The organism is Novosphingobium sp. AP12, from assembly GCF_000281975.1.
Lineage (GTDB): Bacteria > Pseudomonadota > Alphaproteobacteria > Sphingomonadales > Sphingomonadaceae > Novosphingobium.
In genome coordinates this window covers 45396-72377 of the sequence record NZ_AKKE01000065.1, presented here as the reverse complement: position 1 = coordinate 72377, position 26982 = coordinate 45396, and the positions used below count along the sequence as shown (strand labels likewise).

25 protein-coding genes and 1 pseudogene are annotated in these 26982 nt (G+C 65.5%); 18 read left to right on the top strand and 8 right to left on the bottom strand.

Annotation, left to right across the window (positions count from 1 at the left end; all coding sequences use genetic code 11):
• Positions 1–203 (bottom strand): hypothetical protein (locus PMI02_RS11745; RefSeq protein WP_007682818.1); only part of this gene is annotated, 203 nt, incomplete at its 3' end.
• 241 nt (positions 204–444) lie between these two features.
• On the opposite strand from PMI02_RS11745, the gene PMI02_RS11740 reads away from it, so the two are divergent.
• Entirely contained in the window at positions 445–1173 is a 729-nt protein-coding gene (locus tag PMI02_RS11740) for a Crp/Fnr family transcriptional regulator (protein ID WP_007682816.1), read from the top strand.
• A gap of 336 nt (positions 1174–1509) precedes the next feature.
• Here the strand turns inward: PMI02_RS11740 and PMI02_RS11730 are convergent, their stop codons facing one another.
• Entirely contained in the window at positions 1510–2331 is an 822-nt protein-coding gene (locus PMI02_RS11730) for an anti-sigma factor (RefSeq protein ID WP_007682814.1), read from the bottom strand.
• On the bottom strand, positions 2328–2825 hold the full coding sequence (locus tag PMI02_RS11725) for an RNA polymerase sigma factor (protein ID WP_007682812.1): 498 nt from the start codon (positions 2823–2825) through the stop codon (positions 2328–2330). Before PMI02_RS11725 ends, PMI02_RS11730 begins: the two co-directional genes overlap by 4 nt.
• 83 nt (positions 2826–2908) lie before the next feature.
• On the opposite strand from PMI02_RS11725, the gene PMI02_RS11720 reads away from it, so the two are divergent.
• Positions 2909–4144 carry a S8 family serine peptidase gene (locus tag PMI02_RS11720; protein ID WP_007682810.1) on the top strand — a complete coding sequence of 412 codons (1236 nt, stop codon included), beginning with the start codon at positions 2909–2911 and terminating at the stop codon, positions 4142–4144.
• 116 nt (positions 4145–4260) lie between these two features.
• Positions 4261–5070, top strand: coding sequence for a hypothetical protein (locus PMI02_RS26735; RefSeq protein ID WP_007682807.1), 810 nt, complete (start codon positions 4261–4263; stop codon positions 5068–5070).
• A gap of 502 nt (positions 5071–5572) precedes the next feature.
• On the opposite strand, the gene PMI02_RS11710 is transcribed toward PMI02_RS26735, so the two are convergent.
• The gene (locus tag PMI02_RS11710) at positions 5573–6478 is read right to left on the bottom strand and encodes a LysR family transcriptional regulator (protein ID WP_007682806.1); all 906 of its coding nucleotides are present in this window, start codon (positions 6476–6478) and stop codon (positions 5573–5575) included.
• Between the two features lie 112 nt (positions 6479–6590).
• Here PMI02_RS11710 and PMI02_RS11705 point away from each other — a divergent pair, with 112 nt between their 5' ends.
• From PMI02_RS11705 to PMI02_RS11695, 3 genes are read left to right on the top strand one after another with little or no spacing between them, the layout of a single operon-like run.
• Positions 6591–7343 (top strand): SDR family NAD(P)-dependent oxidoreductase, encoded by a 753-nt coding sequence (locus PMI02_RS11705; protein ID WP_007682805.1) that lies wholly within the window; start codon positions 6591–6593, stop codon positions 7341–7343.
• Between the two features lie 20 nt (positions 7344–7363).
• Entirely contained in the window at positions 7364–7729 is a 366-nt protein-coding gene (locus PMI02_RS11700) for a nuclear transport factor 2 family protein (RefSeq protein ID WP_007682803.1), read from the top strand.
• Between the two features lie 24 nt (positions 7730–7753).
• Positions 7754–8185, top strand: coding sequence for a nuclear transport factor 2 family protein (locus PMI02_RS11695; RefSeq protein WP_007682802.1), 432 nt, complete (start codon positions 7754–7756; stop codon positions 8183–8185).
• A gap of 121 nt (positions 8186–8306) precedes the next feature.
• On the opposite strand, the gene PMI02_RS11690 is transcribed toward PMI02_RS11695, so the two are convergent.
• Positions 8307–9197: a LysR family transcriptional regulator gene (locus tag PMI02_RS11690; protein WP_007682801.1), complete on the bottom strand. Its 891-nt coding sequence runs from the start codon at positions 9195–9197 to the stop codon at positions 8307–8309.
• 141 nt (positions 9198–9338) lie between these two features.
• Here PMI02_RS11690 and PMI02_RS11685 point away from each other — a divergent pair.
• The 5 genes and pseudogenes from PMI02_RS11685 to PMI02_RS11665 all read left to right on the top strand — a co-directional run.
• Positions 9339–9773: pseudogene (locus PMI02_RS11685) on the top strand (aldo/keto reductase); the annotation flags it as partial.
• Between the two features lie 132 nt (positions 9774–9905).
• Positions 9906–10763: an aldo/keto reductase gene (locus tag PMI02_RS11680; RefSeq protein ID WP_007682799.1), complete on the top strand. Its 858-nt coding sequence runs from the start codon at positions 9906–9908 to the stop codon at positions 10761–10763.
• Positions 10764–10822: 59 nt separating this feature from the next.
• A complete protein-coding gene (locus PMI02_RS11675; protein WP_238539060.1) occupies positions 10823–12238 on the top strand; it encodes an MFS transporter in 1416 nt (471 codons plus the stop codon).
• A 76-nt stretch (positions 12239–12314) separates the two neighbouring features.
• Positions 12315–12869, top strand: a complete 555-nt coding sequence (locus PMI02_RS11670) for a flavodoxin (protein ID WP_369751226.1) — start codon at positions 12315–12317, stop codon at positions 12867–12869.
• A 49-nt stretch (positions 12870–12918) separates the two neighbouring features.
• On the top strand, positions 12919–13329 hold the full coding sequence (locus PMI02_RS11665; protein WP_007682796.1) for a cupin domain-containing protein: 411 nt from the start codon (positions 12919–12921) through the stop codon (positions 13327–13329).
• A 202-nt stretch (positions 13330–13531) separates the two neighbouring features.
• On the opposite strand, the gene PMI02_RS27065 is transcribed toward PMI02_RS11665, so the two are convergent.
• On the bottom strand, positions 13532–13696 hold the full coding sequence (locus PMI02_RS27065; RefSeq protein WP_157222484.1) for a molybdopterin-dependent oxidoreductase: 165 nt from the start codon (positions 13694–13696) through the stop codon (positions 13532–13534).
• Between the two features lie 12 nt (positions 13697–13708).
• Positions 13709–14248 carry a peptide deformylase gene (gene def, locus PMI02_RS11660; RefSeq protein ID WP_007682794.1) on the bottom strand — a complete coding sequence of 180 codons (540 nt, stop codon included), beginning with the start codon at positions 14246–14248 and terminating at the stop codon, positions 13709–13711.
• Between the two features lie 235 nt (positions 14249–14483).
• Here def and PMI02_RS11655 point away from each other — a divergent pair, with 235 nt between their 5' ends.
• The 7 genes from PMI02_RS11655 to PMI02_RS11625 all read left to right on the top strand — a co-directional run bounded on the left by PMI02_RS11655 (position 14484) and on the right by PMI02_RS11625 (position 25868).
• A complete protein-coding gene (locus PMI02_RS11655; RefSeq protein WP_007682793.1) occupies positions 14484–15587 on the top strand; it encodes an LLM class flavin-dependent oxidoreductase in 1104 nt (367 codons plus the stop codon).
• Between the two features lie 14 nt (positions 15588–15601).
• Positions 15602–16873 (top strand): acyl-CoA dehydrogenase family protein, encoded by a 1272-nt coding sequence (locus PMI02_RS11650; RefSeq protein ID WP_007682792.1) that lies wholly within the window; start codon positions 15602–15604, stop codon positions 16871–16873.
• Positions 16870–18135, top strand: coding sequence for an acyl-CoA dehydrogenase family protein (locus PMI02_RS11645; RefSeq protein WP_007682790.1), 1266 nt, complete (start codon positions 16870–16872; stop codon positions 18133–18135). Before PMI02_RS11650 ends, PMI02_RS11645 begins: the two co-directional genes overlap by 4 nt.
• A gap of 10 nt (positions 18136–18145) precedes the next feature.
• The gene (locus PMI02_RS11640) at positions 18146–20008 is read left to right on the top strand and encodes an ABC transporter ATP-binding protein (protein ID WP_007682788.1); all 1863 of its coding nucleotides are present in this window, start codon (positions 18146–18148) and stop codon (positions 20006–20008) included.
• Entirely contained in the window at positions 19989–21869 is a 1881-nt protein-coding gene (locus PMI02_RS11635; RefSeq protein ID WP_007682786.1) for an ABC transporter ATP-binding protein, read from the top strand. The genes PMI02_RS11640 and PMI02_RS11635 overlap by 20 nt, the downstream gene beginning before the upstream one ends.
• 375 nt (positions 21870–22244) lie before the next feature.
• Entirely contained in the window at positions 22245–24794 is a 2550-nt protein-coding gene (locus tag PMI02_RS11630) for a TonB-dependent siderophore receptor (RefSeq protein WP_007682784.1), read from the top strand.
• 27 nt (positions 24795–24821) lie between these two features.
• Positions 24822–25868 (top strand): ABC transporter substrate-binding protein, encoded by a 1047-nt coding sequence (locus PMI02_RS11625; RefSeq protein ID WP_007682782.1) that lies wholly within the window; start codon positions 24822–24824, stop codon positions 25866–25868.
• Positions 25869–25917: 49 nt separating this feature from the next.
• Here the strand turns inward: PMI02_RS11625 and PMI02_RS11620 are convergent, their stop codons facing one another.
• Positions 25918–26970: a sigma-54-dependent Fis family transcriptional regulator gene (locus PMI02_RS11620; protein ID WP_007682780.1), complete on the bottom strand. Its 1053-nt coding sequence runs from the start codon at positions 26968–26970 to the stop codon at positions 25918–25920.
• Positions 26971–26982: the final 12 nt, after the last annotated feature.

Genomic DNA, 26982 nt, shown 5'->3' with positions numbered 1-26982 from the left:
GTCAATGTTTCGACGTCCCCGCCTGCTGTCTGGTGGGTTTCGCCTCCACTGCCCTGCGGCTCGGCAAAGGCAAGCGAGATTTCCGCATCCTTCGGGATGGGGTCCGCCTTGATGGGGGATTCGCCGGCGATGTCGGCCAGCGTCTTCGGCGGCGCCAGATTGTCCGACGCTCCTGCAGGTGAGCGTGTTGGCGTTTTGGCCATGAGGCATTCCTTTGGATCAGGCATGAAACATCGCGTTTGGCCAGCCCCGTCGAGGGCATGCAAACGACATCGGAAGCGGAGTATCGTGACCGTAACAGGGGCCCCGGCCGTTCAGTTTCGCGGCGTTGCCGTAAATTAACCTGCATCAGCACGTTTCCCCGGCGTGCTTTGCAACGCGATCTGGTGCGAGGGGTTACGGCGGGACCAAGGGCAAATCCGTGCCCAATCGAAGGACCTGTCCGTGTTCACCGACCGCTTCCTGCAATACAAGCGCGGCGTCAGTCTCTCATTGGACGAACGCGCTCTGCTGGAAGCCTCGATTTCGGAAGTGCAGACCATCGATCCGCGCAAGATCGTGGTGCGCGCCGGCAGGGCACTGGATCACAGCACCTTACTGATCGAAGGGATCATGTCGCGCTACATCGACGATCGCAAAGGTCTACGGCAACTGGTCGCCATCCACGTGCCAGGCGATTTTGTCGATCTTCACGCCTATCCGCTGAAAAATCTGGACCATGACGTAGCAACCATGACCGCCTCCACGGTGGCGATCGTCCCGCACTCTGCGCTGGACGCCATTCTCGCCGACCGCCCTCAGTTGGGCCGGAAACTGTGGTTCTCGACGCTCATCGATGCGGCGATCCACAGAGCTTGGCTCTTTCGTCTGGGAAGGCTGGACGCCGTGGGAAGGGTGGCCCATTTCCTGTGTGAAACGAACGCTCGCCTGTTATCCGCCGGTTTGAGTGATGGCCGCCGGTTCGCCCTGGGGCTCACCCAGACCGACCTGGCCGAGATTTGCGGCCTCACCAACATTCACGTCAACCGGGTCCTTCGTCAGCTGCGCGAAGAAGGCTTATGCGTATTCCGCTCCTCTCTGGTCGAGATTCCCGATCCGGAACGGTTGGCGTCGCGGGGCCAGTTCGATCCGGCCTACCTGTACATAGACAAAACACTCTCTTTTCCCTCCTGAACACGAGATCGTTCTATGAGCACAGCATCCAACCCAGCCCAGGTTCGCTACGATGCTGGGGTCGCCAGTGCCGAAGACGGTCTCGTCATACTCGATGGGCCGGACGGCGTAGCGGTGACGATGACAGCCCAGGCCGCCGCGCAGACTGGCCGTAGTCTCATAGACGCTTCGCTCCTTGCGGATCGCCAGATCGCGGACAAATCAGGGGCTGCACCAAATGACATTTGCTGAAGTTGATGGCGGACAGGCCCCACCTTTGGAAGGCCTCGCCTTGGAAATTTGATTACAGGCCAGCCGTCTTGAACAAAACCACTGTAGCGTCCGGCCGAGTTCGCATCAATTACCGCGCCATCCTTTTGTCTGCGCGGCTTGCTCCTGCGCCGCATCAAGCGGTTCGCCTTCCGCCATCCCTTGGGCGGCTGCCATAAGTTCGCCTTGTGCGGAGCCGGCTTGGCGATATTCTCCAGCTATGACCGAGGCACCTGCGACGGTGCGCTCGACCGTCCAGCGGCCCTCGTGCTTGCAGGCGATGCCAGAGGTTCTGCCGCCGTCGAACACACGGCAGAAATCGCCGCCACTTCGCCGGAAACTCGCCAGCATGCGCAGGGGCATCGCGTCGGTGCCAGCCGAGGCAAGCTGCGTGTCCAGGCCCTTCGCCAACGCGCCCGAGGCGACCAGAGCGCCGTCCCGCTCGATCACGCCGCCGCGGTCGGCGAACTGCGATCCCAAGACCAGGCCCAGCACCAGCGAAGCCGCGATCGCCGCGCTCGTGCCCCAATAGCGACGAGCGTTGCCGGACAAAGCCGCACGCACAGTCTTCGCAGCCCTGGCGTCGGCCTGCCGTTGGGCGCGCGCCGTAGCGAAATTGAGAACCCGCGCCGGTTGCTCCCGTATGGGATCACCGGCAGGCGCGTCGGTCATGTCCTGTTCCGTTTCCTCAGCGGCGGCGGCTGCGATCATCAAGGTCAGGTTTTCGGGCACGGGTTCGGCTGCGATGGGCGCGAGATGGTCGCCCAACATCGTGCGCAGACGCCGCTCGTCCTCGATCCGCGCCGTCAGCCCCGGATCGGCGGAAACGGCAGCCGAAACCCGCTCGGCATCGGCGCCAGACAGCTCGCCATCAACGAAAGCCATGAGTTCTGCGTCGGTAATGCTCATGCCTGTTCTCCCAGTTCGCGCAGCAATGCCTCGCGGCCGCGCCCGAGCCGCGAGGTTAACGTGCCCTGCGGCACGCCGATGATTTCCGCCGCCTCCTTGTAGGCAAAGCCCTCGACCAGCACGAGCACCACCGCCTCGCGCTGGTCGTCCGGGAGACGCGCGAGCGCGCGGCCGACATTGCCCAGTTCGACCTGGTTCTCGGCGTCCCGGTGCCCGGCCATGCCGACGTCCACCCCCTCTTCCTCGTGGGTGAATGTTTGCGATCGCCTTGTCCTTGCCCGCACTTCATCGATCCACTGGTTGCGCATGATCCTGTACACCCATGCGTCGAGCCGCGTGCCTTCCTGCCACTGCTGGCGGGACCTCAGCGCACGCTCGACGGTCTGCTGGCACAAGTCGTCGGCATCGGCCACGTCATGCGTCAGGCCGCGCGCGAACCGCCGCAGGCGCGGCAGCAGGGCTGTCAGCTCTTCGCAGAAGGGGTTGGTGCTCATCGAAATGTCTTGCCTGCGGATGAAACGGATGGACAGCTACGTTTCATCCTCGAGTGCTGAATTTTTCGATGATGGACAAAGTGATGGAACGACGCGCGATTACCTGCCTGGCACTGACGGCGGCATTGCTGGCATCGCCGGTGCGGGCGCAGCTGGGAGGGGGACTACCCATCGATCCTCTGGGAACGGTGGGCCGCGTGGGCGATGCCGTCCGCGACGTCGCCGCGCCCACGCTCGCACCGCTGGGCGAGGTGGTCGGCGATGTCCGCCGGCTGGCGCGCGAACGAGCGCAGCGGCTGGCTCGCTTCGTGTCCGACAATGACGGGCGCGTGGAATGGGATGAATACCGCCAGCCCGCAGTATGCGGCGAAGCTCTGCTCCTCGACCCCGATCCTGCCGCGCTCGAACTTGCGCGAAGGCGGGGCTTCGTGGTGATCGAGCAGGGCACGCTGGAGGCGCTCGACGTAGGTTACGCCCGGCTTGCGGTGCCGCCCGGCGCTCCCCTCGCCCGCGCGATAGAGACGCTGCGCGAGGCCTTGCCGGGGCGCGAGGTAACTGCCGACCAGCTCCATTTCCCATCAGGCAGTACCAGGTCCGCCGCGAAAGGGACTGCGAAGTCCGGCGTACTGCCGCGCGGTGGCACGGTCGGCGTCATCGACGGCGCGATCGCAGGATCGAAGCGGGTGGTCTCGCAGCGCAGCTTTGCGGCGGGAAGCAAGCCCAGCGACCATGCCAGCGCCATCGCCTCGCTGCTGACGGGCGCGGGAACGGAGAATATCTACGGCGCTGACGTCTACGGCAGCGATCCGGCAGGAGGCAACGCGCTGGCCATCGCCAAAGCCATAGGCTGGATGCTGGGACAAGGTGTGCCCGTCGTCTCGATCAGCCTCGTCGGGCCGTCCAACCCGCTGCTGGCGCGGGCGGTCGCGGCGGCGCAGGCCAAGGGCGTGGTCATTGTCGCGGCGGTCGGCAACGACGGCGCCGCAGCGCCGCCCGCCTATCCTGCGTCCTATCCCGGCGTGGTCGCGGTCACGGGCATCGACGGTGCGGGCCGCGTGCTCATCGAGGCCGGCCGCGCAACCCACCTCGACTATGCCGCCCCCGGAGCGGACATGTCCGCACTGCTGCCGGGGCGAGGCCGCGTGACCTTGCGCGGTACCTCCTATGCCGCCCCCCTCGCCGCCTCGCGCATCGCCGCCCGCCGTGCCGTGTCGACGACCAGCGCGGAAGCGCTCAAAGCCGCGGATGCAGAGGCGCTCAAGCCTTCAAGCCGGACCGGGCGCGGGGTCCTGTGCAACATCTGCCGATCGGGCCTTTGAGAAAAAAGTCTAAAAAACTTCACATCCTCACGGATGAAAGCCCGAAGGCCACCCGTTCCTCCCTTCAGACACCCCCGAGGCACCCTCGGGACGATCACAAAGGAAGGAGCATAATCATGAACACGCTCACTCTCGGGACCGCGCTCACCACCTTCGGCGCCGCACTCGCTTTGTTCGTCATGCCCGACGCTGCAAATGCGCAACTGCTGGGCGGCGGCGGTGGCGGACTGGGCGGCGGCCTCGGTGGTTCGATCGGCGGTACTCTCGGCGGTGTCGGAAGTACCATGGACGGCACCGTGACCGGCTCCGGCGCCATCGGCGCATCGCGCGCAGGCCGCAATGTCTCGTCGCGTGCCAACGGTAGCAGGAGCGGTAGGGCCAGCAAGTCCGTCAGGACGCCGTCCGTCGCAGCACCCGACACTTCGGCGACAACGGGTGCGGCCGAAAACGCACGTTCACAAACGGGTGGTCTCGTGGGCTCGGCCCGTTCGGCGGCAGACAATGCCCCGGGTTCGCTGGGTTCGGTGACCGGCGGTGCCATGGGTTCGGGCTCCGCCATGGGCTCGCTAACCGGCTCGGGTGCCGATGGCTCCGCCTCGGGCTCCGGGTCGGGGAGCCTAGGGGGCAAGCCTGGGATTCCCGTCGATACCGCGGGCACAGCTTCACAGGCCGTGGGTTCGACAACCGGCGCGGCCAGCGCCGCCCGGTCCGCCGCGACCGATAAGGCCCGGGGCGCCAACAGCACCATTCGTGACACCGCGAGCAGCGCTTCGGACATGTCTGCAACCGGATCCGGTAATGGCTCGGCCACGGCTCAGGCCGGCAAGCACAGCGCTGCGGCTGCCGGATCGACCAGCGGTTCCGCGTCCCGGAGCGGAGCGAGCGGCTCCGTGAGCCTCGGCGTCAGCGGCGGCACCGACCAGTGACCCGTTAACCTGTTCCGCCGCGTTTCCATCCCCACCGACTGCGCGGCGGGCCAGCGCCCCCGGACGAGCACGCTCGCCGGGGGCGCAATGCGTATGACCCGGTTCGGGGGATGCAGGCTTTTGACGTGGTATTAGGGTGGACCCGGAGTACCCTAAACCGCTACGGGGCCGCTGGACGCAGCGAGGCGCAGCCCTGTTGGACAGCTATCGCGACAGGGCCAGCAGCCGTACATTCGTGAGCGATGCCGGGCTGGCCCCAGATACCAAGCTGACAGTGCACCTGACCAACTACGACCTGAACCTACGCGGCATTCGTCGACGCCGATGGCAATTTCTACGCAAAGCGCAGCTGGAACCACAACGGGTCGGACTACCACATCCGCTACAACGGCCACGTCACCCGGGCCCGGCTCGGCAGCAAGCTGACCGCGCTTTCTTTCAACGCCGTTGGCCCTTTGGTTCAACTATGACGGGGACCAGACGTAACCCGCGCTCGGTCGGCTCAAGTTCGCACCCCCAAACCATCACGCGAAAAGCCTTCTGCCAGATGATCGATAAGCGCGCGGACCGCTGGAGGCAGCCCGCGCCGCGTCGTGAAGACTAGATGCACGATTCCCTGGAGCCCGTGCCAGGCCGGCAATACCCGAACGAGGCGCCCCGTGGCTATCGCATCGCGGCAGACATGATCGGGCAGGATAGCGATCCCCAGACCGTCGATGGCGGCATCGCGTACCGCTGCCATGTCTTCGCAGCCCAGCCTTGGCTCGACACGCACGACCTGCTTGTGGCCATCCGCCGTCTCGAGGGTCCATTCCAGATCGTCCGCAGCATCGTTGGTGGCCAGAATGGGATATGTCACCAGTTGGTCGATGCTCGCCACGGTGCTGGCGAGCTGGGGGCAGGCCACGAGGATGCGCGTCGACTTCCCGAGGGAACGCATCGTCAGCGCCGCGTCGCTGGTGAGGCTGCTGCGGACGCGGAGTGCCAGGTCGATCCTGTCCTCGATCAGATCGACCGCACGATCTGTCGCCACGAGTTGGAGGCGCACCCTGGGATATCGTGCGAGAAAGGAGGAAATCAGTCCCGAGATCGGCTGGAGCATGCCGGTCGGGCAACTGAAACGTATGCGCCCCTGCGGCTCGCCTTGTGCCTGGACGACCAGCGCCTCGGCCTGTTCAGCCTCTGCGAGGATTGCCCTGCATCGCTCGTAAAAGGCCTGCCCGGTGTCCGTCACGCGAAAGCGTCGGCTTGATCGCTCGATCAGGCGTAGCCCAAGCCGCTCTTCGAGGCCGGCGATACGCCGGCTGAGTTTTGACTTCGGCTCCCGCAATGCGCGCCCCGCCGCCGCGAAGCCGCCATGCGTCACCACCTCGGCAAAATAGGCATAATCGTTCAGGTCGATCCGCATCGTTCCTCCAATGGAACGCTAAGTGGCATATTTGCTCACTACACGCATCATCGTTCTCGCTGCATCTACTTGGGGCACCGGCACTTTGCCGGAAACGCGAAGGAGACAGGCGATGACGAGCAAGTTCGAAAACAAGGTTGTGGTGGTAACCGGAGGCACCAGCGGCATCGGCCTCGCCACGGCCAGGGCTTTCGCGGAAGCAGGCGCATCGGTCTTCATCACCGGGCGCAGGCAGGAAGCGCTCGATACGGCGGTGAAGCAGATCGGTGGACGGATCACCGGCGTACGGGGCGATATGGCAGTGCTTGCCGACATCGACAGGCTCTATGACGCCGTGCAGCAGAAGCATGCACAGATCGATGTCGTGTTCGCCAATGCCGGCGGCGGCGAACTCGCTCCTCTCGGCGCGATCACCGAAGAGCATTATCAGGACACGTTCGACAGCAATGTGAAGGGTGTACTCTTCACCGTGCAGAAGGCGCTACCGTTGCTGCGCGACGGCGGATCCATCATCCTCACTGCGTCGACAACCAGCATCAAGGGTACCGGCGCCTTTAGCGTCTATTCAGCGACAAAGGCGGCAGTACGCAATTTTGCGCGCAGCTGGATCCTCGACCTGAAGGACCGCCACATCCGGGTGAACGCCGTCAGCCCCGGCCTAACGGAGACCGCCGGTCTCAACGACCTGTTTGGCGGCGGCGAAGATGCCCAAGGCATCAAGGACTATCTTGTCGGCCAAATTCCCGCCGGCCGCATCGGCCAGCCCGAGGAGATCGCCAAGGCGGTGCTGTTCCTTGCCTCCGAAGATGCCTCCTACATCAACGGCATCGAACTGTTCGTCGATGGCGGTCAGGCTCAGATCTGAACCGGAAGAGGAGAACGGACATGTCCACGACAACCGCAAGCCTACTTATGCGCAACCTCCATGACGTCTTCGGCGAGCGTGATCCGCTCCGCCGAAGGGCGGTGATCGCAACGCTGTTCGTGCCTGAGGCGCAGTTTTCTGATCCGCACGGCCGCCATGTCGGCCATGCGGCGCTGGATGAAGCGGTATCGGCCCTGCACGCACAGTTTCCCGACCATGCGTTCACGGCGCTGGGCGAGGCGGATACGCATGAGGAGTATGGCCGCCTCGCCTGGGCTTTCGGGCCGCCTGACGATCCGCAGAGGACCACCGGCCTTGACGTCGCCATCGTCAGCGGCGGCCGGATCAGCGCACTCTACACCTTTGTCGACACACGCGATGCGTAACGTATCGGCATCATGGAGGCCAGAATGAGCCAGCAGCAGAATATTGCCATCGCGCAGAGGCTCCTCGAAGGAATAGGCAGCGGCCGATCGCCTGAAGACATCGCAGCGCTGTGCGCCACCGATCTACGGTTCGAAATTCAGGGCGATGCCGGCGTTTTGCCATGGATCGGACATAGGGTGGGCCGGGCCGCACTCGCCGATTTCATCCGTGAGATCCGATTGCGCACCGAGTCGATTGCTTTCGAAGTCGAGGACATCGTCACCAGCGACACCCGGGCGGCGATCATTGGTGCCCTCAAGACGCGCATCAAGGCAACGGATAAGGTGATCGACTGTCAGTTCGCGATTATCCTGACATTAGCCGATGGCCTCATTGCCCGCTTCCAAATGCTCGAGGATAGCTTTGCGGTGTCTAAGGCAGCAGGTATCATCCCAGTGGCAACCTTCGAGCGCTGATCTGGCTATCTTCGTGCCTGAACGTCCCAGACAGCAAACGACCGTGTGACGGTAAGAGCCAGATGCCGCTGCTTTGGATCGCCCTATCCATCGTGACCCTAAGTTACGTGATCAGTAGCGATCACTCACGATACCGCAGCGCACCGAGGAGCAGGCTGAAGGCTGCGGAAGGCTGGCGGCGGCTTGGGTAATAGAGGTAATAACCGTCGAAGGGGTCGCACCAGTCTTCCAGAACCCGGACGAGTGAGCCATCCTCGAGTAGCGGCGCGACACGATCCTCGACCAGGTGGGCAATGCCATGCCCGGCCAGGACCGCCTTGAGGATCAGATCGACGTCATTTAGAACGAGCTGACCATCGGCCTTCACCTTCAATTCCCGGCCGTCCTTCTCGTACTCCCATTGATAGATACTGCCACCGGCCATGCGCAGGTTGATGCAGGCGTGATGCGTCAGGTCTGCGGGTGCGGCCGGAATACCGCGCTCTCCGAAGTAATCGGGCGATCCGACCGTTGCCATCCGAAGCCTCGGCCCGATCCGGACCGCCACCATGTCCTGATCGAGCCGCTCGCCCAGGCGCACTCCGGCGTCGTAGCGCTCGGCAACGATGTCGGTCAGCCCGGATTGTATGTTCAGTTCGACCTTCACGTCCGGGTGCTCTCTCGTGATGCGGTCGACTGCCGGCCACAAAAGCGTCCGGGCAGCATGCTCGGACGTCGATATCCGAACGGTCCCCGCCGGCCTCGTTCTGAGTTCGGTCAAAGTGACGATCTTGGCGTCAATTTTCTCGAAGGCGGGCGCGACCGTTTCCATCAAGCGCTCACCGGCCTCGGTAAGACTGACGCTACGGGTAGTACGGGTCAACAGGCGCAGATCGAGCCGCTGTTCGAGCCGCCGGATCGAGTGACTGAGCGCAGACTGCGAGATGCCCAGCTTCGTGGCCGCCTTTGTAAAGCTGCGCTCCTCGGCAACCGCGATGAACATCGCAAGGCCGCCCATGTCCGTGCGCTGCATGGAATCCCGCCTCCGTTGGTTTCATGACGCAGTGTCATAAGGTCTAGTTGCATTATCCGTCTAATCGCCATTAGAGCAGATGCCTAGATAGATTTCCTGGAAAGGCGTGGCTTGCCGCCGCGCCCAACGTCAGGATCTATCATGCAGACACGTATGCTCGGCCGCAGTGGCCTCGAAGTATCGGCGCTCGGTCTTGGCTGCATGGGGCTGAGCTTCGGTTACGGCCCTGCGACCGATCGCACGGACGCAGTCCGGTTCATCCGTACCGCGCATGAGCGCGGCGTCACCGCTTTCGACACGGCGGAAGCCCATGGTCCCGGCATCAACGAGGAAGTCGTCGGCGAAGCGCTCGAGCCGGTGCGCGACGAGGTCGTCATCGCGACCAAGTTCGGCTTCGTGAACGGCGTGCCGGCGCAGGGTCTGTACAGCCGACCTGAACGCATCCGGCAGGTCGCCGACGAGGATGTTCAGAAGCTACGCACCGGCCGCATGGACCTGTTCTACCGGCACCGCGTCGATCCGAACGTCCCGATGGAATACGTTGCCGGCACCGTGAAGGACCTGATCGACGCCGGTGCCGAGCTTAACCCTGCATGACATGAGCCGCATTGAACAGACCCTCGCCACCGTCGAAGTTCAAGGCGATCGCTACACCGCATCGCGCCAGCAGTTCGTAGACCGTTGAGCGCTTCGAAAGGGCAACCGAACATGACCTCCACCATACCCACTGTGACGCTGAACAATGGCGTCGAGATGCCCAGCCTCGGCTTCGGCGTGTTCCAGGTGCCCAATCCGGGAGAGTGTGAGCGCAGCGTGCGCGATGCGATCGACGTGGGCTATCGCCTGCTCGACACCGCGACTTCCTATGGCAACGAGGAAGCCGTCGGCACCGCGATCCGCAACCACGGGATCGACCGGAGGGAACTGTTCGTTACCACCAAGCTGTGGATCGAGGACGCGAGCTATGACGGCGCCAAGGCCGCCTTCGAGAGGTCGCTCAACAAGCTCCAGGTCGAATATCTCGACCTCTGGCTGATCCACCAGCCATATGGCGACGTTTACGGCGCCTGGCGCGCCATGGAGGAACTCCACCGCGAGGGCCGCATCCGTGCGATCGGTGTCAGCAACTTCTATCCCGACCGCCTCATTGATTTCGTGCTCCACAACGAGGTCGCGCCCGCCGTCAACCAGATCGAGATCCATCCCTTCCACCAGCAGGGCGATGCGCAGGAGATCCTCGAGGAATACAAGGTCCAGCCCGAAGCGTGGGGCCCGTTTGCCGAGGGCAAGAACGGGTTATTCACCAACGAGCTCCTGCAGTCGATCGGCCAGAAGCACGGCAAGAGCACGGCGCAAGTCGTGCTGCGCTGGCTGAACCAGCGCGGCATCGTCTCCATTCCTAAATCGGTCCGCAAGGAACGCATGGCGGAGAATTTTGCGATCTTCGATTTCGAGCTGGATCTGGACGATGTCACGAAAATCGCGACGCTCGACGAAAAGGCCAGCGCCTTCTTCGACCACCGCGACCCGGCGATGGTGAAGTGGCTGGGAACTCGCAAGCTCTAAGCTGGCCGACCGTCAATACCAAGGCAAATACGATGGTTTTGAATAGCAGATCGCCTGATGTGGCCGACCGGCCCGGCGCCCATTCCAACACGATCCTGGCGATTATTCTCGTCAGCTACGTCATGATCGTGCTCGACATCTCCGTCGTGCTGACGGGCCTTCCCCGGATCCACCAGCAACTGGGGTTCTCCGAAACCAACCTCGCCTGGGTCCAGAGCGCCTACACGCTGACGTTCGGAGGATTCCTGCTGCTGGGTGCGCGGGCCGGGGACGTTCTAGGTCGTCGCCGGATGTTCATCGCCGGGATAACGATCTTCACGCTCGCTTCGCTGGCCATCGGTGCTTCCCCCACGGCTACATGGATGCTGGTCTGGCGCGGCATACAGGGCGTAGGCGCCGCGATCCTCGCCCCCTCAAGCCTCTCCTTGCTGCAAACCAATTTTGCCGAAGGCCATGCCCGGACGCGCGCGGTATCGTATTATGCTGCAGCCGCAGGGGCGTCCGCAACGGTGGGTCTGGTGCTCGGCGGCGTGCTGGCGGAATGGGTTTCCTGGCGGGCGGGTTTCTACATCAACCTGCCTGTCGGCATCGGCCTCATCTGGGCGACGCGCCGCTTCATCGCCGAGACGCCCCGCCACGCCGGCAGCTTCGACATTCCCGGTGCGATCACCTCGACGCTGGGCATGGGCGGTCTTGTCTATGGCTTCATCCGATCCGCGCACACCGGCTGGGCAGACCCGCTGACCCTGGCGACGCTGGGTACGGCAATCGTCCTGCTCGTGGCATTCGTCGCGATCGAGGCGCGGGTGCGCCAGCCCATCCTGCCCCTCCATCTGTTCGCGAACCGGGTCCGGTCCGGAGCCTACGCTGCGCGCGTCCTTTATCTCGGTGCGATGGTGGGATTTTTCTTCTTCACCACGCTCTATCTGCAAGAGGTTGTCGGCTATAGCCCGGCCTGGACCGGGCTCGCCTTCATTCCCGCCACCATCCTGCACGTTCCTTCGGCCATCGCCGTACCGCGCCTGGTCAAGCGCTACAGCCCCAAACTCCTGCTCGTCGTGGGCATGATAGCGGGCATAGTGGGAATGGCATGGCTGAGCCGGGTATCGGTTCATTCGGGTTACTGGGTCTCGGTCGCATTCCCGATGCTGCTGATCGGCGTCAGCCAGGGCTTGACGCTCAGCCCGCTGACATCAGCCGGCGTGGCAAGCGTGACCGACAGGGACGCTGGCGCGGCTTCGGGGGCGGTCAACGTGGCCCATCAACTCGGCAGCTCGGTAGGCCTCAGCATTCTCGTCGCCGTCGCATCGATCAGCGCCGGCAGCCTGACGGGCGGCGCCCTTACCGCCCACCGGATCACCACGGCGTTGGAGGCCGGCACTATGATGCTGATGCTCGCGCTTCTGGTGGTGACACTGACAATCGTCATGCCAGTCAGCCGGACCTCCGCCAAGCCGGCGGCGGCATCAGCTTGAGATAGACCGCGGCACCGACTTTCCTGCCTCGAACCGAAGGAGCCCACTATGGACAGCCATTCCGACCTTTCCCGGCGTGCCGTTCTGGCCACCCCCATCGCCTTGTCGCACTCGGGGTCTACCGCTGCCTGCGCCAGTGAGCAGGGGGACAAGATCGGCTCGGTATCGAGTACGCTCGTGGCGTTATTCACCCGCTCCGGCAATACGCAAGTCATCGCGGGCACCATGCATCGCTTGCTGCGGACGGAACTATTCCAGATCCGCCCCGTCCGCGCCTATCCGGAAGACTACGAGGAAACGGTCGAACAAGGCCCGGCAGGAACGCGATCGCGGTTACGAGCCGCCGTTGGAGGGCCGCGTGCGCGGCTTCGCGTCCTTCGAAACGGTCTACCTTGGGTTTCCGATATGGGGCGAGACCACGCCGCCGGTGATCCGCTCATTCCTGAAAGCACACGACTGGAGCGGGAAGACCCTGCAGCCCTTCATCACCCATGGCGGATATGGCCCCGGCAACAGCATGGCTATCCTCCGCAGCCATGCGCCGGGCGCCAGGATTGAGGAACCCTTCGTCCTTGAGGCCGACCAGGAGCGGCGCACGCTCAACCAGGTCAAGGAGTGGCTCGGAAAGTGATGGGCGCTTCGTCCCTCCCCATTTATTGCTACAGGAAAAGGAACACATCATGATGCTCAAGCGTGCAGGCTCCCAGCCGTCGCAGGTCGCGCCCAACGAATATTTCACCGGCACTGTCCGACTTGATCCGCTCAACGCGCCTCCCGCGCCGGCGCGCCATTCCTGCGCTGCCGTCACCTTCGAGCCCGGTGCCCGCTCGGCTTGGCATACCCATCCGCTGGGCCAGACCCTCATCGTCACCGCAGGCTGTGGCTGGACGCAGTGCGAAGGCGAACCGATCGTCGAGATCCGCGCCGGTGACGTGATCTGGTGCCCGCCCGGCCACAAGCACTGGCATGGCGCCACGCCGACGACCGCGATGACCCATATCGCGGTGCAGGAAGCGCTCGACGGCAGCGCCGTGAACTGGATGGAGAAGGTGACGGACGCGGAATATCTTGCCGGCCCGCCGCAGGACTGAAGACAACCACGGCCCGCCCGCAAATGTCGGCGGGCCGTGGTTTTCTCCGGTGGCGCCGGAAGGTTCAGGCCAGGAGCGGCAACCTGTCCGAATATTTGTCCATCGTGATAGCATGCGTTTGGCGGCGGCAGCCAGGCGGGTGCCGCTTCGGCAACGGCAGGTATCCATGCGGCCTGCGTGAAGCTGCCGGAGGCAGTTACCGTCAGCCTCCTGACGCGGAGCCGCGGTCGGCGACTTCCGGCACGACCTGCGCGTCGTTCAGGACCAGCAGTTCGACGGGCTCCATCCCCAGTTTCTCGGCAAGCTCGTCCATCGCGACTTCGAGCGCCATCATTCCCGGCGCTTCGCCTAGCCGCGCTTGTCGCATCGCCCAGAAGGGTCAGTCGGCTTCCAACGCGGCAAGCGAACTGTCCGGAAACAAGGCATCGATGAAGCCGAACTGGGTCATGTCCGTGATCCGGTGCGGATAGAGCACACCGTCAAGGTGATCGAACTCGTGCTGGAAAACGCGGGCATGGAAGCTCCGCGCTTCCCGGATGAGCGCGGCGCCATCCTCCAGCGTGCCGCCATACCGTATATGCGTGAAGCGGGGAACGAGACCGCGCATTCCCGGCACCGACAGGCACCCTTCCCAACCGTTTTCGACATCCTCGGAAAGAACCTCCAACCAGGGGTTGATTAGCGTGGTGACCGGAACGGGCGCTTCGTCCGGGTAGCGCGGGTTGGCCTCGAAGCCGAAGATCATCAGTCGCAGGTCTACACCGATCTGCGGGGCCGCGAGACCGACGCCGTTCGCACCGTGCATCGTGTCGTACATGTCGGCGATGATGGGGCGCAAACCGGGGTCGAGCGGATCTTCCACGGCCCTTGCCACACGCAGAAGGAGCGGATTACCCATCTTCAGGATTTCACGGATCATCGCTCAGGGCTCCGTTGCTGCCGCGGTCCTCTCTCGAACCAGATTATCACGGCGCGGGATAGCCCCCGACTTCGCCAAGTCGCTGTTCGTTTTTGAACATTGCGCTTCCCGCCGCTGCTGCAATTTGACCCTCGCAGGTGCTCGCGATCGCCGGCGCCCGCGGGTTGCGGGAACTGGCACGGCTCTTGATAGGAGGACTGCAAATGCGCGCCACGCGCCCAAGCAGGGGACGTCCATGCCAGTCGAATTCGTCGGAGCGCTTGCCGGGCGCAATCAGTTCCAAGGTCCGCAGGGCGGCGGCCAGAACCTCGACCTCGAATTCCTGCGCGACCTCGCCCGTGCGCACGAGAACGCCGACTTCGACCGTGTGCTGATGCTGGGCGGGGGCGAATCCATCGTCGCTACCGGCTTCGCCGCCTCCGTGACCGAGAATCTGGGCTTCATGATCCCCTTCCGGCCCGGCCCGCTGACCCCGCTGCAGGGCGCCAAGTCGCTCGCCGCGCTCGACCATGTCACCAAGGGGCGTATCCGCGTCCACGCCATCACCGGCATCACCGCCGAGCCCGGCCACGGCGATTTCGTCACCGACAAGGACGAACGCTACGCCCGCACCAGCGAATACCTCGACGTGCTGATCCGCGCATGGACATCGGACGCGCCGTTCGACCACGAGGGCAAGTACTACCAGCTCAGGAACGTCTTCTCGCCCGTCAAGCCATTCCAGCAGCCGCATCCGCCCGTTTCGTTCGGAGGATCGTCGGACGCGGCATACCATGTCGCCGCGCGGCACTGTGACCTCTACGCGCTCTGGGCCGAACCGATTTCGGATGTGAAGGAGCAGATTGCCAAGCTCCACGCCGCTGCCGCCGCCATCGGCAAGCCTACCCCGCGCGTCAGCCTCTCGGTCCGTCTCATCGTCGGCAAGACCGAGGCGCAGGCGTGGGAACGCGCCCACTCGATTACCGAACAACTCGCCAGCAACCGCCGCAATGCCGCTCCAAATCCGCTGTTCCACGGTGTGCAGGGCACCGGCACCAAGCGCCTGCTCGCCGCTGCAGAACGCGGTGAGCGCCACGACAAGTGCCTGTGGTTCGGCACCGCGACCGCCGTCGGCGCCACCCACGATTCGACTTCGCTCGTTGGCACGCCGGAGCAGATCGTCGAGGCGCTGCTCGACTACTACGACATCGGCGTCACCACCTTCCTCAACCGGGGCTACGAGCCGCTGTACGATGCCGTCGACTATGGTCGCTGGATCATCCCCGCCGTGCGCGAGGAAGTGCGCCGCCGCGAGGAGGCCGCCGTGAAGGCCGCATCTCCCGTGCTCCAGTCGGCCTGATCGGGGCATCTGGAATGACCAGCACAACCACCCCGCCCCGTCTCGCCAGCGAGGCGGAAGCCATCGCCGCCGCGCATGAAGCCGCCAGCCGCATCGCGATCCTCGCCCGGGACGCCGCGCTCAACGACAGCGTGCCTCACGAGGCCGCCGAAATCCTCTCGGCATCCGGTGTCACCAGCATCTACGTGCCGCGCGAATTCGGCGGCATCGGCGCTTCGATCGAAACGGTGGTAGAGACCGTGCGCATCATCTCGGCGGCGGACGGCGGCGTCGGCCAACTGCTGCAGATCCACAACGTGATGATCCGCGGCGTCTTCTCGCGGCCGGACGACGCGTTTCGCGCCCGCCTCATCGCCGACATCTTCGCCGGCAAGCGCTTCGGCAATGCCCTCGCCGAGGGCAAAGGCAAGGGCAAGGGCGGCGGCACCCGGCTAACCCTCGACGAGGACGGCGTATGGCGGCTCAACGGCCGCAAGACCTTCGCTACGGGGTGCTACCTCGCCGAATGGATTTCGATCTCAGCGACCAGTGACGATGGCCCGGTCGGCGTACTGCTCCACCGCGATACTCCCGGCTTAACCCTTGAGGACGACTGGGCCTCCTATGGCCAGCAGCATTCCGTGAGCGGCAGCGTCAACTTCGACAATATCGCCGTCGACCCTCGCTTCGCGCCCCAGGCGAAAGGCGCCGGAGGCTCGCCCGACTTCATGCCGCGCACCGGCCTCACCTGGCCGCAGATCCTCCATGCGGCGATCGACACGGGCATCGCGCGCGGCGCCCTCGACGCGGCGGCGGCCTATATTCGCGACAACATGCGCGCCTGGCCGGAGGCGGGCGTCGATCACGCTGCCGACGAACAGTACACGATCAAGCGCATCGGCAAGTACGCCGTCGCGGTGCGCGCGGCGGAATCGGCGCTGCGCTACGCAGCCCGCACTTTCGACCGGTTCAAGGCCGATCCCGGCAACCGTGCGCTGGAGGACGAACTGATCCTCGCCACCGCTACCGCCCGCGCTCAGTCGGACGATGCCTCGGTCTTCATCGGCAGCGACCTGTTCTCGCTGACCGGGGCGAACTCGACGCTCGACAAGTGGAACCTGCAACGCTTCTGGGCCGACGCGCGGGTCCACACAACGCACGACCCGATCCGCTGGCGCATCTACCATGTCGGCAACTACTATCTGAACGGCGTCCCGCCCGACGAGTACGGGCGCGCGGCCAGGCTGCGCCAGCAGGAAATCGACATCGCCACAAATTCGCCCGCCCGGGAGACTTCGCCATCATGAGCGCGCAACCTGCAACCGACCTTCTCGACCGTGACGGGCCAGTGCCTTCACGCCTCGCCAGTGAGGTCGACGCCATCGCCGCGGCGCATGGCGCCGCCGCGCTGATCTCCGCCATATCCGCCGATCCCGCAGAGCGCGATCGCATCCCCCACAAGCAGGCCGCGATTCTCGAGCGCTCCGGCGTCACCGCCGTTGCCCTATCGGTCGCGAATGGCGGGCTAGACGCGTCCGTCGCCACCATCGTCGAGATCACGCGGATCATCTCGGCGGCGGACGGCGGCGTCGGCCAGCTAGTGCAGATCCACAACATGATGCTGCGCGGCCTGCTGCGCCGTCCGGCCGACGCCCTGCGCAATCGCATTATCGCCGACGTCGCCGCGGGCAAGCGGCTCGGCCACGCGGCGGCAGAAGTCGGCGGAAAACACAAGTTCGACACTCGGACCCGCGCCGCCCGCAACGCCCAAGGGCAATGGGTGGTCAACGGCGCCAAGTTCTACGCCACCGGCAGCTACCTGGCCGAATGGATCTTCTCGGGCGCGAAGACAGACGCAGGCCAGATCGGCTTCATCGTCCACCGCGACACCCCCGGGCTAGTCCTCGACGACGACTGGCATTCGTTCGGCCAGCGCCATTCCGTAAGCGGCGGCGTGCATTTCGTGGACCTCGTCCTCGACGACGGGCAGGTCACGCTGCCGGGCACCGGCGCTCCTGGAAAGCCGGAACGGACCGGCCTGACCTGGGCGCAGATCAACCACGCGGCGATCGACGCCGGCATCGCGCGCGGCGCATTCGAGGCGGCGATCCACTATCTCAACACGCATTCAAACGTCTGGGTAGACGCCGAAGTCGAGCGCGCCGTGCAGGAACCGCTCATCATCAAGCGCATCGGCGACTACGCGGTCGCCCTGCGCGTGGCGGAATCGCTGCTGCGCGATGCCGCCGAACTCTATGACGCGTACAACGCCAGGGGCCGCCCTACCGAACTCGATGACGAACTGATCCTTTCGGTCGCCGCCGCGCGCACCAAGACCGACGAGGCCGCGCTGCTCATCTCCAGCGACATGTTCTCCCTGCTGGGCGCGAGCGCGTCGTATCGCAAGTTCAACCTCGACCGCTTCTGGGCAGACGCGCGCGTCCATACGACGCACGATCCGATCCGCTGGCGCCTGCACCACGTCGGCGACTTCTACCTGAACGGCACGCCTCCGCACGAATACTCCGCCGGCGCCGTACGCCGCCCTGTCGCATCAAGCGGGAACTGATCCGGGACCCATGACACAGACCCATCCAGCGACCGCGCACAACGCGGAGCCGACAGATACCCCCCTGCCCCGGCGGGTGCGATCTCCGCTTGCCGACTATCCCCTGCTGCGCAGCCTGGCGCTGTACCGGATGATCCCGGTGCTGTTCAGCGCGACCTTGGCGCTGTTCACGGTGGTCCATCTCAGCCTCGCGTTGCAGCAGTGGCTGATCGGGCGAGCGCTCGATGCGGTGAACTCCGGCAAGGCGGCGACACGCCTGCCGGACGGCACCATCGACCTCTCCGTCGCTTGGCACTGGGCGGCGCTGCTGATCGGCCTTGCTGCAGGACGCGGGGTGCTGCAATACATCTCGGGCATGTGCAGCATCCGGGCCAGCCAGTCGCTGCTTTCGAACCTGCGCGAGAAGATCCTCGTGCAAGTCCAGACGCTGCACCTGGGCTACCACTGGGAACACGGCATGGGCGAGATGATCACCCGCACCACCCGCGACGCCGACAAGCTACGCGACGCCCTCGTCGCCTTCTGGCGCCAGACCGTGGAGACCGCGCTCGTCGTCGCGGCCGCGATGGGGCTGCTGTTCTGGTACGACTGGGCGCTCGGTGCGGTGCCGTTCGTCCTGACGCTGATCGGTTTCTGGATCTTCGTGCGGCAGACCGACACGCTCGTCGTGCTCGACCGCAACGTCAGCGATGCCTACGACCAGGTGAACCAGGACCTGTCGGAGGGCATCGGGGGGGTGCGCGTCATCAAGTCGTTTCGCCTCGAGCAGGGCCGCATCCGCAAGTTCCGCGGCCACGTCCATTTCTTCCTCGACCAGTCCCGCCACGCCCTCGCCTGGTGCAGTTCGCGCATTCCGATCCCGCAGGCGGTGGTCGCGCTCGGCCATGTCTGGATCATGGCCTATGGCGCGCACCTCGTGGTCGCGGGCGTGCTCGGCGTGGGCGAACTCGTCTCCGCCCTGCTGATCGCGACGACGCTGGTGTTCAGGGTTGAGACAGTGGGCCGCGTCATGCGCATCTTCGCCGACGCCCGCGCCTCCGCCGCGCGAATCTGGGACCTGCTCGACGAGGAGCCCGCCCTCGTCGGCGGCGCCCGGACCCTGCCCGATGGCCCGCTCGGCTTTCGTCTGGATGCAGTGCGCCTGCTGGCGCCCGGCGGTGAAACGGCCGTGCTCGACGATTGCGGCCTGACCGTGGAGCCCGGCCAGATCGTTGCGCTGGTCGGCTCGACCGGCTCGGGCAAGAGCTCGCTCGCCTCGCTGCTGCCGCGTCTCGCCGACGTGAACGGTGGGGCGGTGTCGGTCGGCTCCGAGACGCTGGGCTGGCTGGACGTGCGCGACCTGCACCTCGCCGACCTGCGCCGCCGGGTCCATGCCGTGCCGCAGGACATCTTCCTCTTCTCCGACACCCTCGCCGCCAACCTGCGCGCCGCCGCGCCCGATGCCGACGACGACGCTCTGGTCGAGGCCCTGCGCCTGGCCGGCGCCGAGGAACTGCTCGCACGGTTGCCGGAGGGCCTCGATACCCGCATCGGCGACCGCGGCGTCACGCTCTCGGGCGGCCAGCGCCAGCGCCTGTGCCTGGCACGCGCCCTGATCGCCGCGCCCGACGTGCTCGTGCTCGACGACGCCACCAGCGCGCTCGACGCCGTCACCGAGCGCACCGTGCTGCACAACATAAGGGGGCTGCGGGGAGGACACGGTGGCCGCATGACGGTGCTGCTAGTCACCAGCAAGCTTTCGTCCGTGCTTCTCGCGGACCGCACGGTGGTGCTGGCGGGTGGCCGCATCGTCGCCAGCGGCGCCCACGAGGACCTCCTGTCCGACCCGCTCTACCGCGACCTATTGGGGATCGATGACCGTGCCGCCGCCTGACAACAAGCGCGTCCTCAGCGACATCGAAATCGAGGAAATGCTGGCGCGACATGCGCTGGATCGCGGCATGTTCGGGCGGCTGGTCCCTCTGCTCCGCCCCGTCCGCCGACATGTGGCCGCCGTCTTCGCATTGGAGACACTACTCGTCTGCGTCGTCTTCGCGCGGCCGTGGTTCGTCGGGCAACTTCTCGACCATGGGCTAGTCAAGGGCGCGAACGGCTGGACACTGGACGAGCGCCTGCTCGCCTGGCTGAGCGTCGGGCTCGCGATCACCTGGCTCGCCCGCTTCGTCTTCGCCGGTATCTCCAGCTATCTCGCCGGAGCCGCCGCGCTGCGGGTGCTGAACGATCTGCGCATCCGCATCTTCGAACACATCCAGGCGCTCAGCGTCGGTTACTTCGACCGGACCAAGGCGGGCCGTATCCTTTCCCGCGCCGACCGCGACGTCGATGCGCTGGAAGCCCTGCTGGTGCAGGGGCCGCCCGAAATGCTCTCGGCGATACTGCGCTTCGGCGGGGCGGCGCTGATGCTGTGGATCATGTCGCCGCTGCTGCTGATGGCGCTGGCGAGCGTGGTGCCGTTCCTCATCGTCGGCACCTGGCTGTTCAAGCGCGTGTCGCAGAAGAGCTGGGCCGTCGTCGCCGAAAACCGCAGCCGCTTCACCTCTCACCTAGTCGAGACCGTCTCCGGTGTGCGCATGATCCAGCAGCTCGTGCGCGAGGAGCCCAACAAGCGCCGCTACCGCGAACTGCTCACCGACTTCGACAGCGCCCTCGTGCGAGGCAACATGCGCTCGGGCTGGTTCGCCCCGCTCAGCGGCTTGCTCAACGCGGCGGGCATGGCGATGATCCTGCTGGTCGGCAGCTATGGGCTGCTCCAGGGCGAGATCACGCTAGGCCAGCTGGCGCAGAGCCTGTTCTACGTCATGCTGTTCCTCGGTCCGCTGCAGGACCTCAACGACCTGTTCGAACGCTACGCCTCCGGCTCGGCCTCGGCGCAGCGAGTGTTCCTGCTGCTCGACACCCGGCCCGAGATCAACGACATTGAGGAACCCGTTCCTGTCTACGCCCTGCGCGGCGACGTGGAGTTCCGCTCGGTCGGCTTCTCCTATGCGCCAGGCGTACTGCCTCAGGTCCTCCACGACCTTTCGCTGCACATCCATGCGGGTGAAGTCGTGGCCGTGGTCGGCGCCACGGGGCATGGCAAGAGCACGCTCGTGCAGCTCCTGACGCGCTTCTACGAGGCGCAGACCGGGGCAGTGCTGATCGACGGGATCGACGTGAAGCACATGCGCCAGTCCGACCTGCGCCGACAGGTGGGCGTCGTGCTGCAGGACAACGTGCTGTTCAGCGGCACCGTGCTCGACAACCTGCGCCAGGCCCGGCCCGAAGCGGACGACGAGGAACTGATCGAGGCCGCGCGCGCGCTCGACGCCGATGAGGTTCTGCGGCGGCTGGCGCATGGCTATCATACGCAGGTCGGCCCGCTGGGCGCGAACCTGAGCCACGGCCAGCGCCAGCTCGTCTGCCTGGCGCGCGCCTACCTGACCGACCCAGCCGTGCTGGTACTCGACGAGGCGACCTCGGCGGTCGATGTCCATACCGAGCGGATGATCCAGCGCGCGCTGCGCCGCCTGTGCGAAGGCCGCACCGCGATCGTCATCGCCCATCGCCTTGCCACCATCCGCGATGCCGATCGCATCGCCGTGGTCCGCGACGGGCAGGTCATCGAACTGGGCAGCCACATCGAGCTTACCGATCTCGGCGGCGCTTATGCCCGGCTCTATGAAGCCTACGAACGCCAGAGCGGCGCACTGCCCCAAGGTGCGGGGGCACAGACTGTGACGGTCGCCGCAGGCTGAACCACGAATCGAGACTCAAGGGCTGACCTGCACACTGCAGCATTCATTTCCGAATTGTTTCCATAAATCCATCTATATACGGTGTGCACGAGGTACGTGCCGCCTTTCCAATTCAACATCGAAAAATTCGATCTGCACATATCGCACCATTATTCATTTTATAATGTTGAATAGGGCGCAGTAACTCCTCCCGCCTACTCTTGAACCCGCGCGAAATTCCAGAATACCCTGGGATATTCATACCCCGCTCCGATTTGGCCCGTACCTTGCAACGTCCGTGACTGCGGGGGCAAACCGCGCAGTGGAGTGAACTTCGTATCTCCACTGCGCGAACCGCCAGCACAGAAAAACCAGCGGTTTCGGAGCAATCGGCACATGCACTTCAAGAAAAGTCTAGCACTGGGGGTGGCGGCCATCGCCTTTCTCACACCGGCGCTCGCGTGGGCGGACGACGCCACGGTGGCTGACCCGGGAGAGGCTGATGCCGCGAACAACATCGTCGTCACCGGCGCTCGCAGCGCCGGCCGCACCGTCCAGAATAGCCCTGCACCGATCGACGTGCTGCCGGCGGAGACATTGCAGCAAGCGAACCAGGCCAGCCTCCTGCAGGCACTGAACGACACCTTGCCGTCCTTCAACGTACCCAACATGCCAAGTTACGGCATCAACACTTTCATCCGGGCGGGGCAGCTTCGCGGCCTCAGCAGCGGCCACACGCTGGTCCTCATCAACGGCAAGCGCCGCCATGTCACCGCACGCCTCGGGGTCAACGACGTGGGTGTCGCGGCAGTCGACCTCGGCCTCATTCCGCTGGGCACCATCGACCGGGTCGAAGTCCTGCGAGACGGCGCATCGGCGATCTACGGTTCGGATGCGATCGCGGGCGTCATCAACGTCATCACCCGCAAGTCGTCCGAGGGCGGCGAAGTCAGCGCGCGTGTCGGGCAATACTACCAGGGCGGCGGCTGGGTGCAGCAATACAACGCGGGTGCCGGCGTCGGCGTCGGCGACGGCGGGCACCTCTACGTCTCGGGCCAGTATATCGACCAGAAGGCGCTGTTCGGCGATGGCGACGTGCCCGACAATATCCTGTTCTACTTCCCGCGCAACGCCGCGGGCCAGCAGATCCTTCCCGGCGGCAATCCCTCGACCGCGCCCAGCCTTCCCGCGGGCGCCACGCCCGATCCGCGCGAGACGACGACCGACCGCCGCAAGATCTTCGGCGCTGCAGGCGGCGTGCCCCGCGCACAGGTCGCCTCCTTCACCGCCGATCTGGGCGTCCCGCTGGGCGACGCGATCGAACTCTACGGCTTTGGCGACTACACGCACCGCAAAGGCCGCTCGCCGCAGCACTTCCGCTTCGCCTCGCGCGACCAGAACGTGCGCGCGATCTGGCCCGACGGCTTCACCCCGTACAGCGGCATCGTCGAGAACAACTTTTCCGCGCTGCTCGGCCTGCGCGGCGAGATCGGCGGCGGCTGGAACTGGGATCTCTCGAACGGCTACGGCCAAGACGACATCGACACTTGCGTCTACGACTCCATCAGCCCGAGCTATGGCCTGAACAGCAAGACCGACTTCTTCCTCGGCAATTATCGCTACTCCTCGTGGAACACCAACCTGGATCTGCGCAAGAGCACCGAGGAAGGCCTGTTCGGCTTCGGCACCGACTGGTCGCTGGGCGCCGAGTTCCGCCGCGAGACCTACCGCCGCACCGCCGGCGAGGAACAGTCGTGGGGCTACGGCGGCCAGCCGATCCTCGACGGCCCGAACGCAGGCAAGCCGATATCGCTGTCGGACTCCGGATCGCAGGCCGATACCGGCGTGCGCCCCGAGGACGCGGCAAGTGATGATCGCAATTCCTACGCGCTCTACGCCGGGCTTTCCCTGCGCCCGAGCGAAGGCGTCACGCTAGACCTCGCCGCCCGGTACGAACGCTACCAACGCGCTGGCGACGTCCTCACCGGCCGCGTGTCCGGTCGGTACGAGTTCGTGCCGGGCCTCGCCGTGCGCGGCACCGCGAGCACGGGTTTCCAAGCGCCCGCGCTCGCCGCACTTACCTTCCGCCAGACCGGCGTTACCGTGAACCAGACCAATCACATCCTCTCGGTCAGTTCGCCCGAAGCCCAGGCGCTGGGCGCGCAGCAGCTGAAACCGGAACGCTCGACGAACTTCAGCCTGGGATTCGTGGCCCAGCCAGTGGCCAACGTGAACCTTTCGGTCGATGTCTATCAGGTCAAGGTCAAGGACCGCATCTCGCAGATCGGCGCGTTCCGGGAGTCCACCCATCCCGGGTCGGGCGTCCTGGTGCGCGGGGCCTCTCCCCGGTTCGGCCCCGACGACAGCATCTCGTATCTCATCAACGCCGGCACCACCCGCACGCGCGGTGTCGACGTGGTGCTCGACGGCAAGTTCGACCTTGGTGCCGGCGAGATCGGCTGGAGCCTGGCCGGCAACTACAACAAGACCAAGTTCCTCGACATCGCCGATACCCCTGCGGTCCTGCAACGGTTCAACATCGTGCTGATCTCCACCGCCACCCAGGCGCAGATCCTCTACCGCGCGCCGCGCCTGAAGGGCATCGGCTCGCTGAACTGGAAGTCGGGTCCGTTCTCGGCGGGCCTGCGGGGCACCTACTACGGCAAGATCAACCGCTCCTACACGCTCACCCATCCGACCGGGCCGAACACGATCGAGTTGGTCGACGTCGGCAAGATCTTCATCGCCGATCTCGAGGCCGGCTACGAGTTCACCGAGAAGCTGGACCTGCGCATCAACGTCAATAACCTGTTCGACACCAAGCCCGCGCAGGTGCCGAAGAACGCGACCTCACGCTGGCCATTCTCCTCGGTCGCCTACGTGCAGGACAGCCCGGTCAACCCGCTCGGCGGCTTCTACTCCGCCACCCTCACCTACCGCTGGTAATTTCCACGAGCCGCAAGGAGGCCATCAATGACTGACGCCATCGATACGATCTGGTTCACCCGCTGCCCGGTCCCGACCGCCACCGGCCTCGCCTACAGGCTGGGCTGGCTGGACGCGGAGTTCGCGCCCGACGGGATCAAGATTGCAACGCTGCAGGACAATCGCGAGCTGGGCCGCCACCACTACGACCACCAGCTTACCTCCCTCATCCGTGAAGGCGGCAACCTGCTGGCCATCGCAGCGCGGGCGCAGGGCGCGCCGAGCCGGCTGATCGGCCTGACCTGGACGGACGAGGCGCAGGCGATCCTCGTCCGTCCCGGCTCGGGCATCAGTCGCCCCGAAGACCTCAAGGGCAAGCGCCTCGCCCTGCCCGGCTGGACCGAGAAGCCCGACGCCGCGCACGTGCGTGGCTCCAGCATCGCGCGCGGCATGAGCCTGCACGGGATCAAGGGCGCACTCGCCTATGCGGGGCTGACGTTCGACGACGTGCATTTCGTGGAAGTCGGCCAGCAGCGCCAGACCGATGGCGACGATCGCACGCAGCTCCAGTCGTTGTGGACCGGCCTGCCCGATCTCGTAGAGGGCCGGGTCGACGCCGCCTACGTCAAGGGCGCGTCTGCCATCGATGCGGCGAAGCGCCTCGGTCTCGAGGTTGGCATCGATCTCGATGCCCTGCCCGATCGCCGCTGGCGCGTGAACAACGGAACGCCCCGGCCGATCACCGTCCACCAGGATCTGCTCGACAACCACTTCGACCTCGTCGTCCGCTTCCTCGAGCGCACGCTGGCCGCCGCCGACTGGGCGGGCACCAACCAGGCCAGGGTCCGCGAGGTGCTGGGCGGCGAAACCCGCGCCGAGGCCGACAGCGTGGCGCGCGCCTATTCCGACGAGACGCTGGCCGATCTCCACCCGGACCTGTCCGACGAACGGCTCGCGCTGTTCGAGCAGCAGAAGACCTTCATGTACGTCCACAATCTCCTCGACCGCGATTTCGACCTCGCGGACTGGGTCGACCGCCGGCCGCTTGAAGCGGCGCAGGCCCGTCTGCGGGAGCGCGCTGCCGCAACGGTATGAGAGACAAGTCCTCCCTGTCGCCGCAGGCGATGGGGAGGATTTGACGCCCCTAGTCGCCGATCAGTCCGGCGTTCTTGAGATAGGTGCGTATCACGTTGCGAGTGACGCCCAGCGCCTGCGCTGTGCGCACCTGGTTCTCATTCGACAGCGCATAGGCCTCGCGCACCGCCAGATCGATCAGGCGGTCCAGCAATTCGGGCTCGCCGAAGCCGATCAGCTGCGACACCGTGGCGCGGATTTGATCGAGGCTCTCGGTGGCACCGGCCAGCGTGGGCGCGCTCTCCGGCAATCCGCTACGCGCCTGGGGCGTGGGCAGGCCCAGATGCTCGGGCTCGATGAACTTGCCCGGCGCCATCAGCGTCGCGCGCTGGATGACGTTCTCCAGTTCCCGGATGTTGCCGGGCCAGGCATGGTGAAACACGACGTCCTCGGCGTCGGGGCTCAGCGCAATCGCGGCAGAGCCGGACTTTTCCGCGTAGACGCCCAAGAAATGGCGCGCCAGCGGTAGGATGTCCGCGCGCCGTTCGCGCAAGGGCAGCAGCGGCAGGGTCACCACCCCGAGGCGGTAGAACAGATCCTCGCGAAACTTGCCGGCCTCTACCGCCGCGCGCAGGTCGACGTTGGTGGCAGCGATCAGGCGGAAGTCCAGGCTAACCGGTCGCCGCGCCCCGATCCGCACGACTTCGCGCTCCTGCAACACGCGCAGCAGTTTGACCTGCAGCGAATGGGGCAGGTCGCCCACCTCGTCGAGGAAGAGGGTGCCGCCGTTGGCAGCCTCGAACCATCCCTCCTTTGCATTGGTGGCCCCGGTGAAGGCACCCCGCTCGTGCCCGAACAGTTCGCTCTCAATCAGGGTTTCGGAGAATGCGCCGCAATTGACGGCCACGAACGGCCGGTCGGCCCGCGCGCTCTGCTGGTGGACGTAGCGCGCCACGAGTTCCTTGCCGGTCCCCGTTTCACCCGTGATCATGACGGTCGCATCGCTCGGGGCCGTGCGCTCAATTAACGGCAACAGCGCCTTCGAGCGGGGATCGGAGAAGATGAAGGTCCGCGCCCGGATGGCCAGTGCGGAGACCTCGAATTTCAGGATTGTGTCGCGCATGTCGAAAGCTCC

Coding starts and splice junctions, on each gene's coding strand:
- PMI02_RS11645 (WP_007682790.1), top strand. CDS start 16,870: ATGAGCGCGCAACCTGCAACCGACCTTCTCGACCGTGACGGGCCAGTG.
- PMI02_RS11725 (WP_007682812.1), bottom strand. CDS start 2,825: ATGAGCACCAACCCCTTCTGCGAAGAGCTGACAGCCCTGCTGCCGCGC.
- PMI02_RS11625 (WP_007682782.1), top strand. CDS start 24,822: ATGACTGACGCCATCGATACGATCTGGTTCACCCGCTGCCCGGTCCCG.
- PMI02_RS11620 (WP_007682780.1), bottom strand. CDS start 26,970: ATGCGCGACACAATCCTGAAATTCGAGGTCTCCGCACTGGCCATCCGG.
- PMI02_RS11705 (WP_007682805.1), top strand. CDS start 6,591: ATGACGAGCAAGTTCGAAAACAAGGTTGTGGTGGTAACCGGAGGCACC.
- PMI02_RS11635 (WP_007682786.1), top strand. CDS start 19,989: ATGACCGTGCCGCCGCCTGACAACAAGCGCGTCCTCAGCGACATCGAA.
- PMI02_RS11720 (WP_007682810.1), top strand. CDS start 2,909: ATGGAACGACGCGCGATTACCTGCCTGGCACTGACGGCGGCATTGCTG.
- PMI02_RS11730 (WP_007682814.1), bottom strand. CDS start 2,331: ATGAGCATTACCGACGCAGAACTCATGGCTTTCGTTGATGGCGAGCTG.
- PMI02_RS11680 (WP_007682799.1), top strand. CDS start 9,906: ATGACCTCCACCATACCCACTGTGACGCTGAACAATGGCGTCGAGATG.
- PMI02_RS11655 (WP_007682793.1), top strand. CDS start 14,484: ATGCCAGTCGAATTCGTCGGAGCGCTTGCCGGGCGCAATCAGTTCCAA.
- PMI02_RS11690 (WP_007682801.1), bottom strand. CDS start 9,197: ATGCAGCGCACGGACATGGGCGGCCTTGCGATGTTCATCGCGGTTGCC.
- PMI02_RS26735 (WP_007682807.1), top strand. CDS start 4,261: ATGAACACGCTCACTCTCGGGACCGCGCTCACCACCTTCGGCGCCGCA.
- PMI02_RS11630 (WP_007682784.1), top strand. CDS start 22,245: ATGCACTTCAAGAAAAGTCTAGCACTGGGGGTGGCGGCCATCGCCTTT.
- PMI02_RS11665 (WP_007682796.1), top strand. CDS start 12,919: ATGATGCTCAAGCGTGCAGGCTCCCAGCCGTCGCAGGTCGCGCCCAAC.
- PMI02_RS11710 (WP_007682806.1), bottom strand. CDS start 6,478: ATGCGGATCGACCTGAACGATTATGCCTATTTTGCCGAGGTGGTGACG.
- PMI02_RS11695 (WP_007682802.1), top strand. CDS start 7,754: ATGAGCCAGCAGCAGAATATTGCCATCGCGCAGAGGCTCCTCGAAGGA.
- PMI02_RS11650 (WP_007682792.1), top strand. CDS start 15,602: ATGACCAGCACAACCACCCCGCCCCGTCTCGCCAGCGAGGCGGAAGCC.
- PMI02_RS11640 (WP_007682788.1), top strand. CDS start 18,146: ATGACACAGACCCATCCAGCGACCGCGCACAACGCGGAGCCGACAGAT.
- PMI02_RS11700 (WP_007682803.1), top strand. CDS start 7,364: ATGTCCACGACAACCGCAAGCCTACTTATGCGCAACCTCCATGACGTC.
- PMI02_RS27065 (WP_157222484.1), bottom strand. CDS start 13,696: ATGCGACAAGCGCGGCTAGGCGAAGCGCCGGGAATGATGGCGCTCGAA.
- def (WP_007682794.1), bottom strand. CDS start 14,248: ATGATCCGTGAAATCCTGAAGATGGGTAATCCGCTCCTTCTGCGTGTG.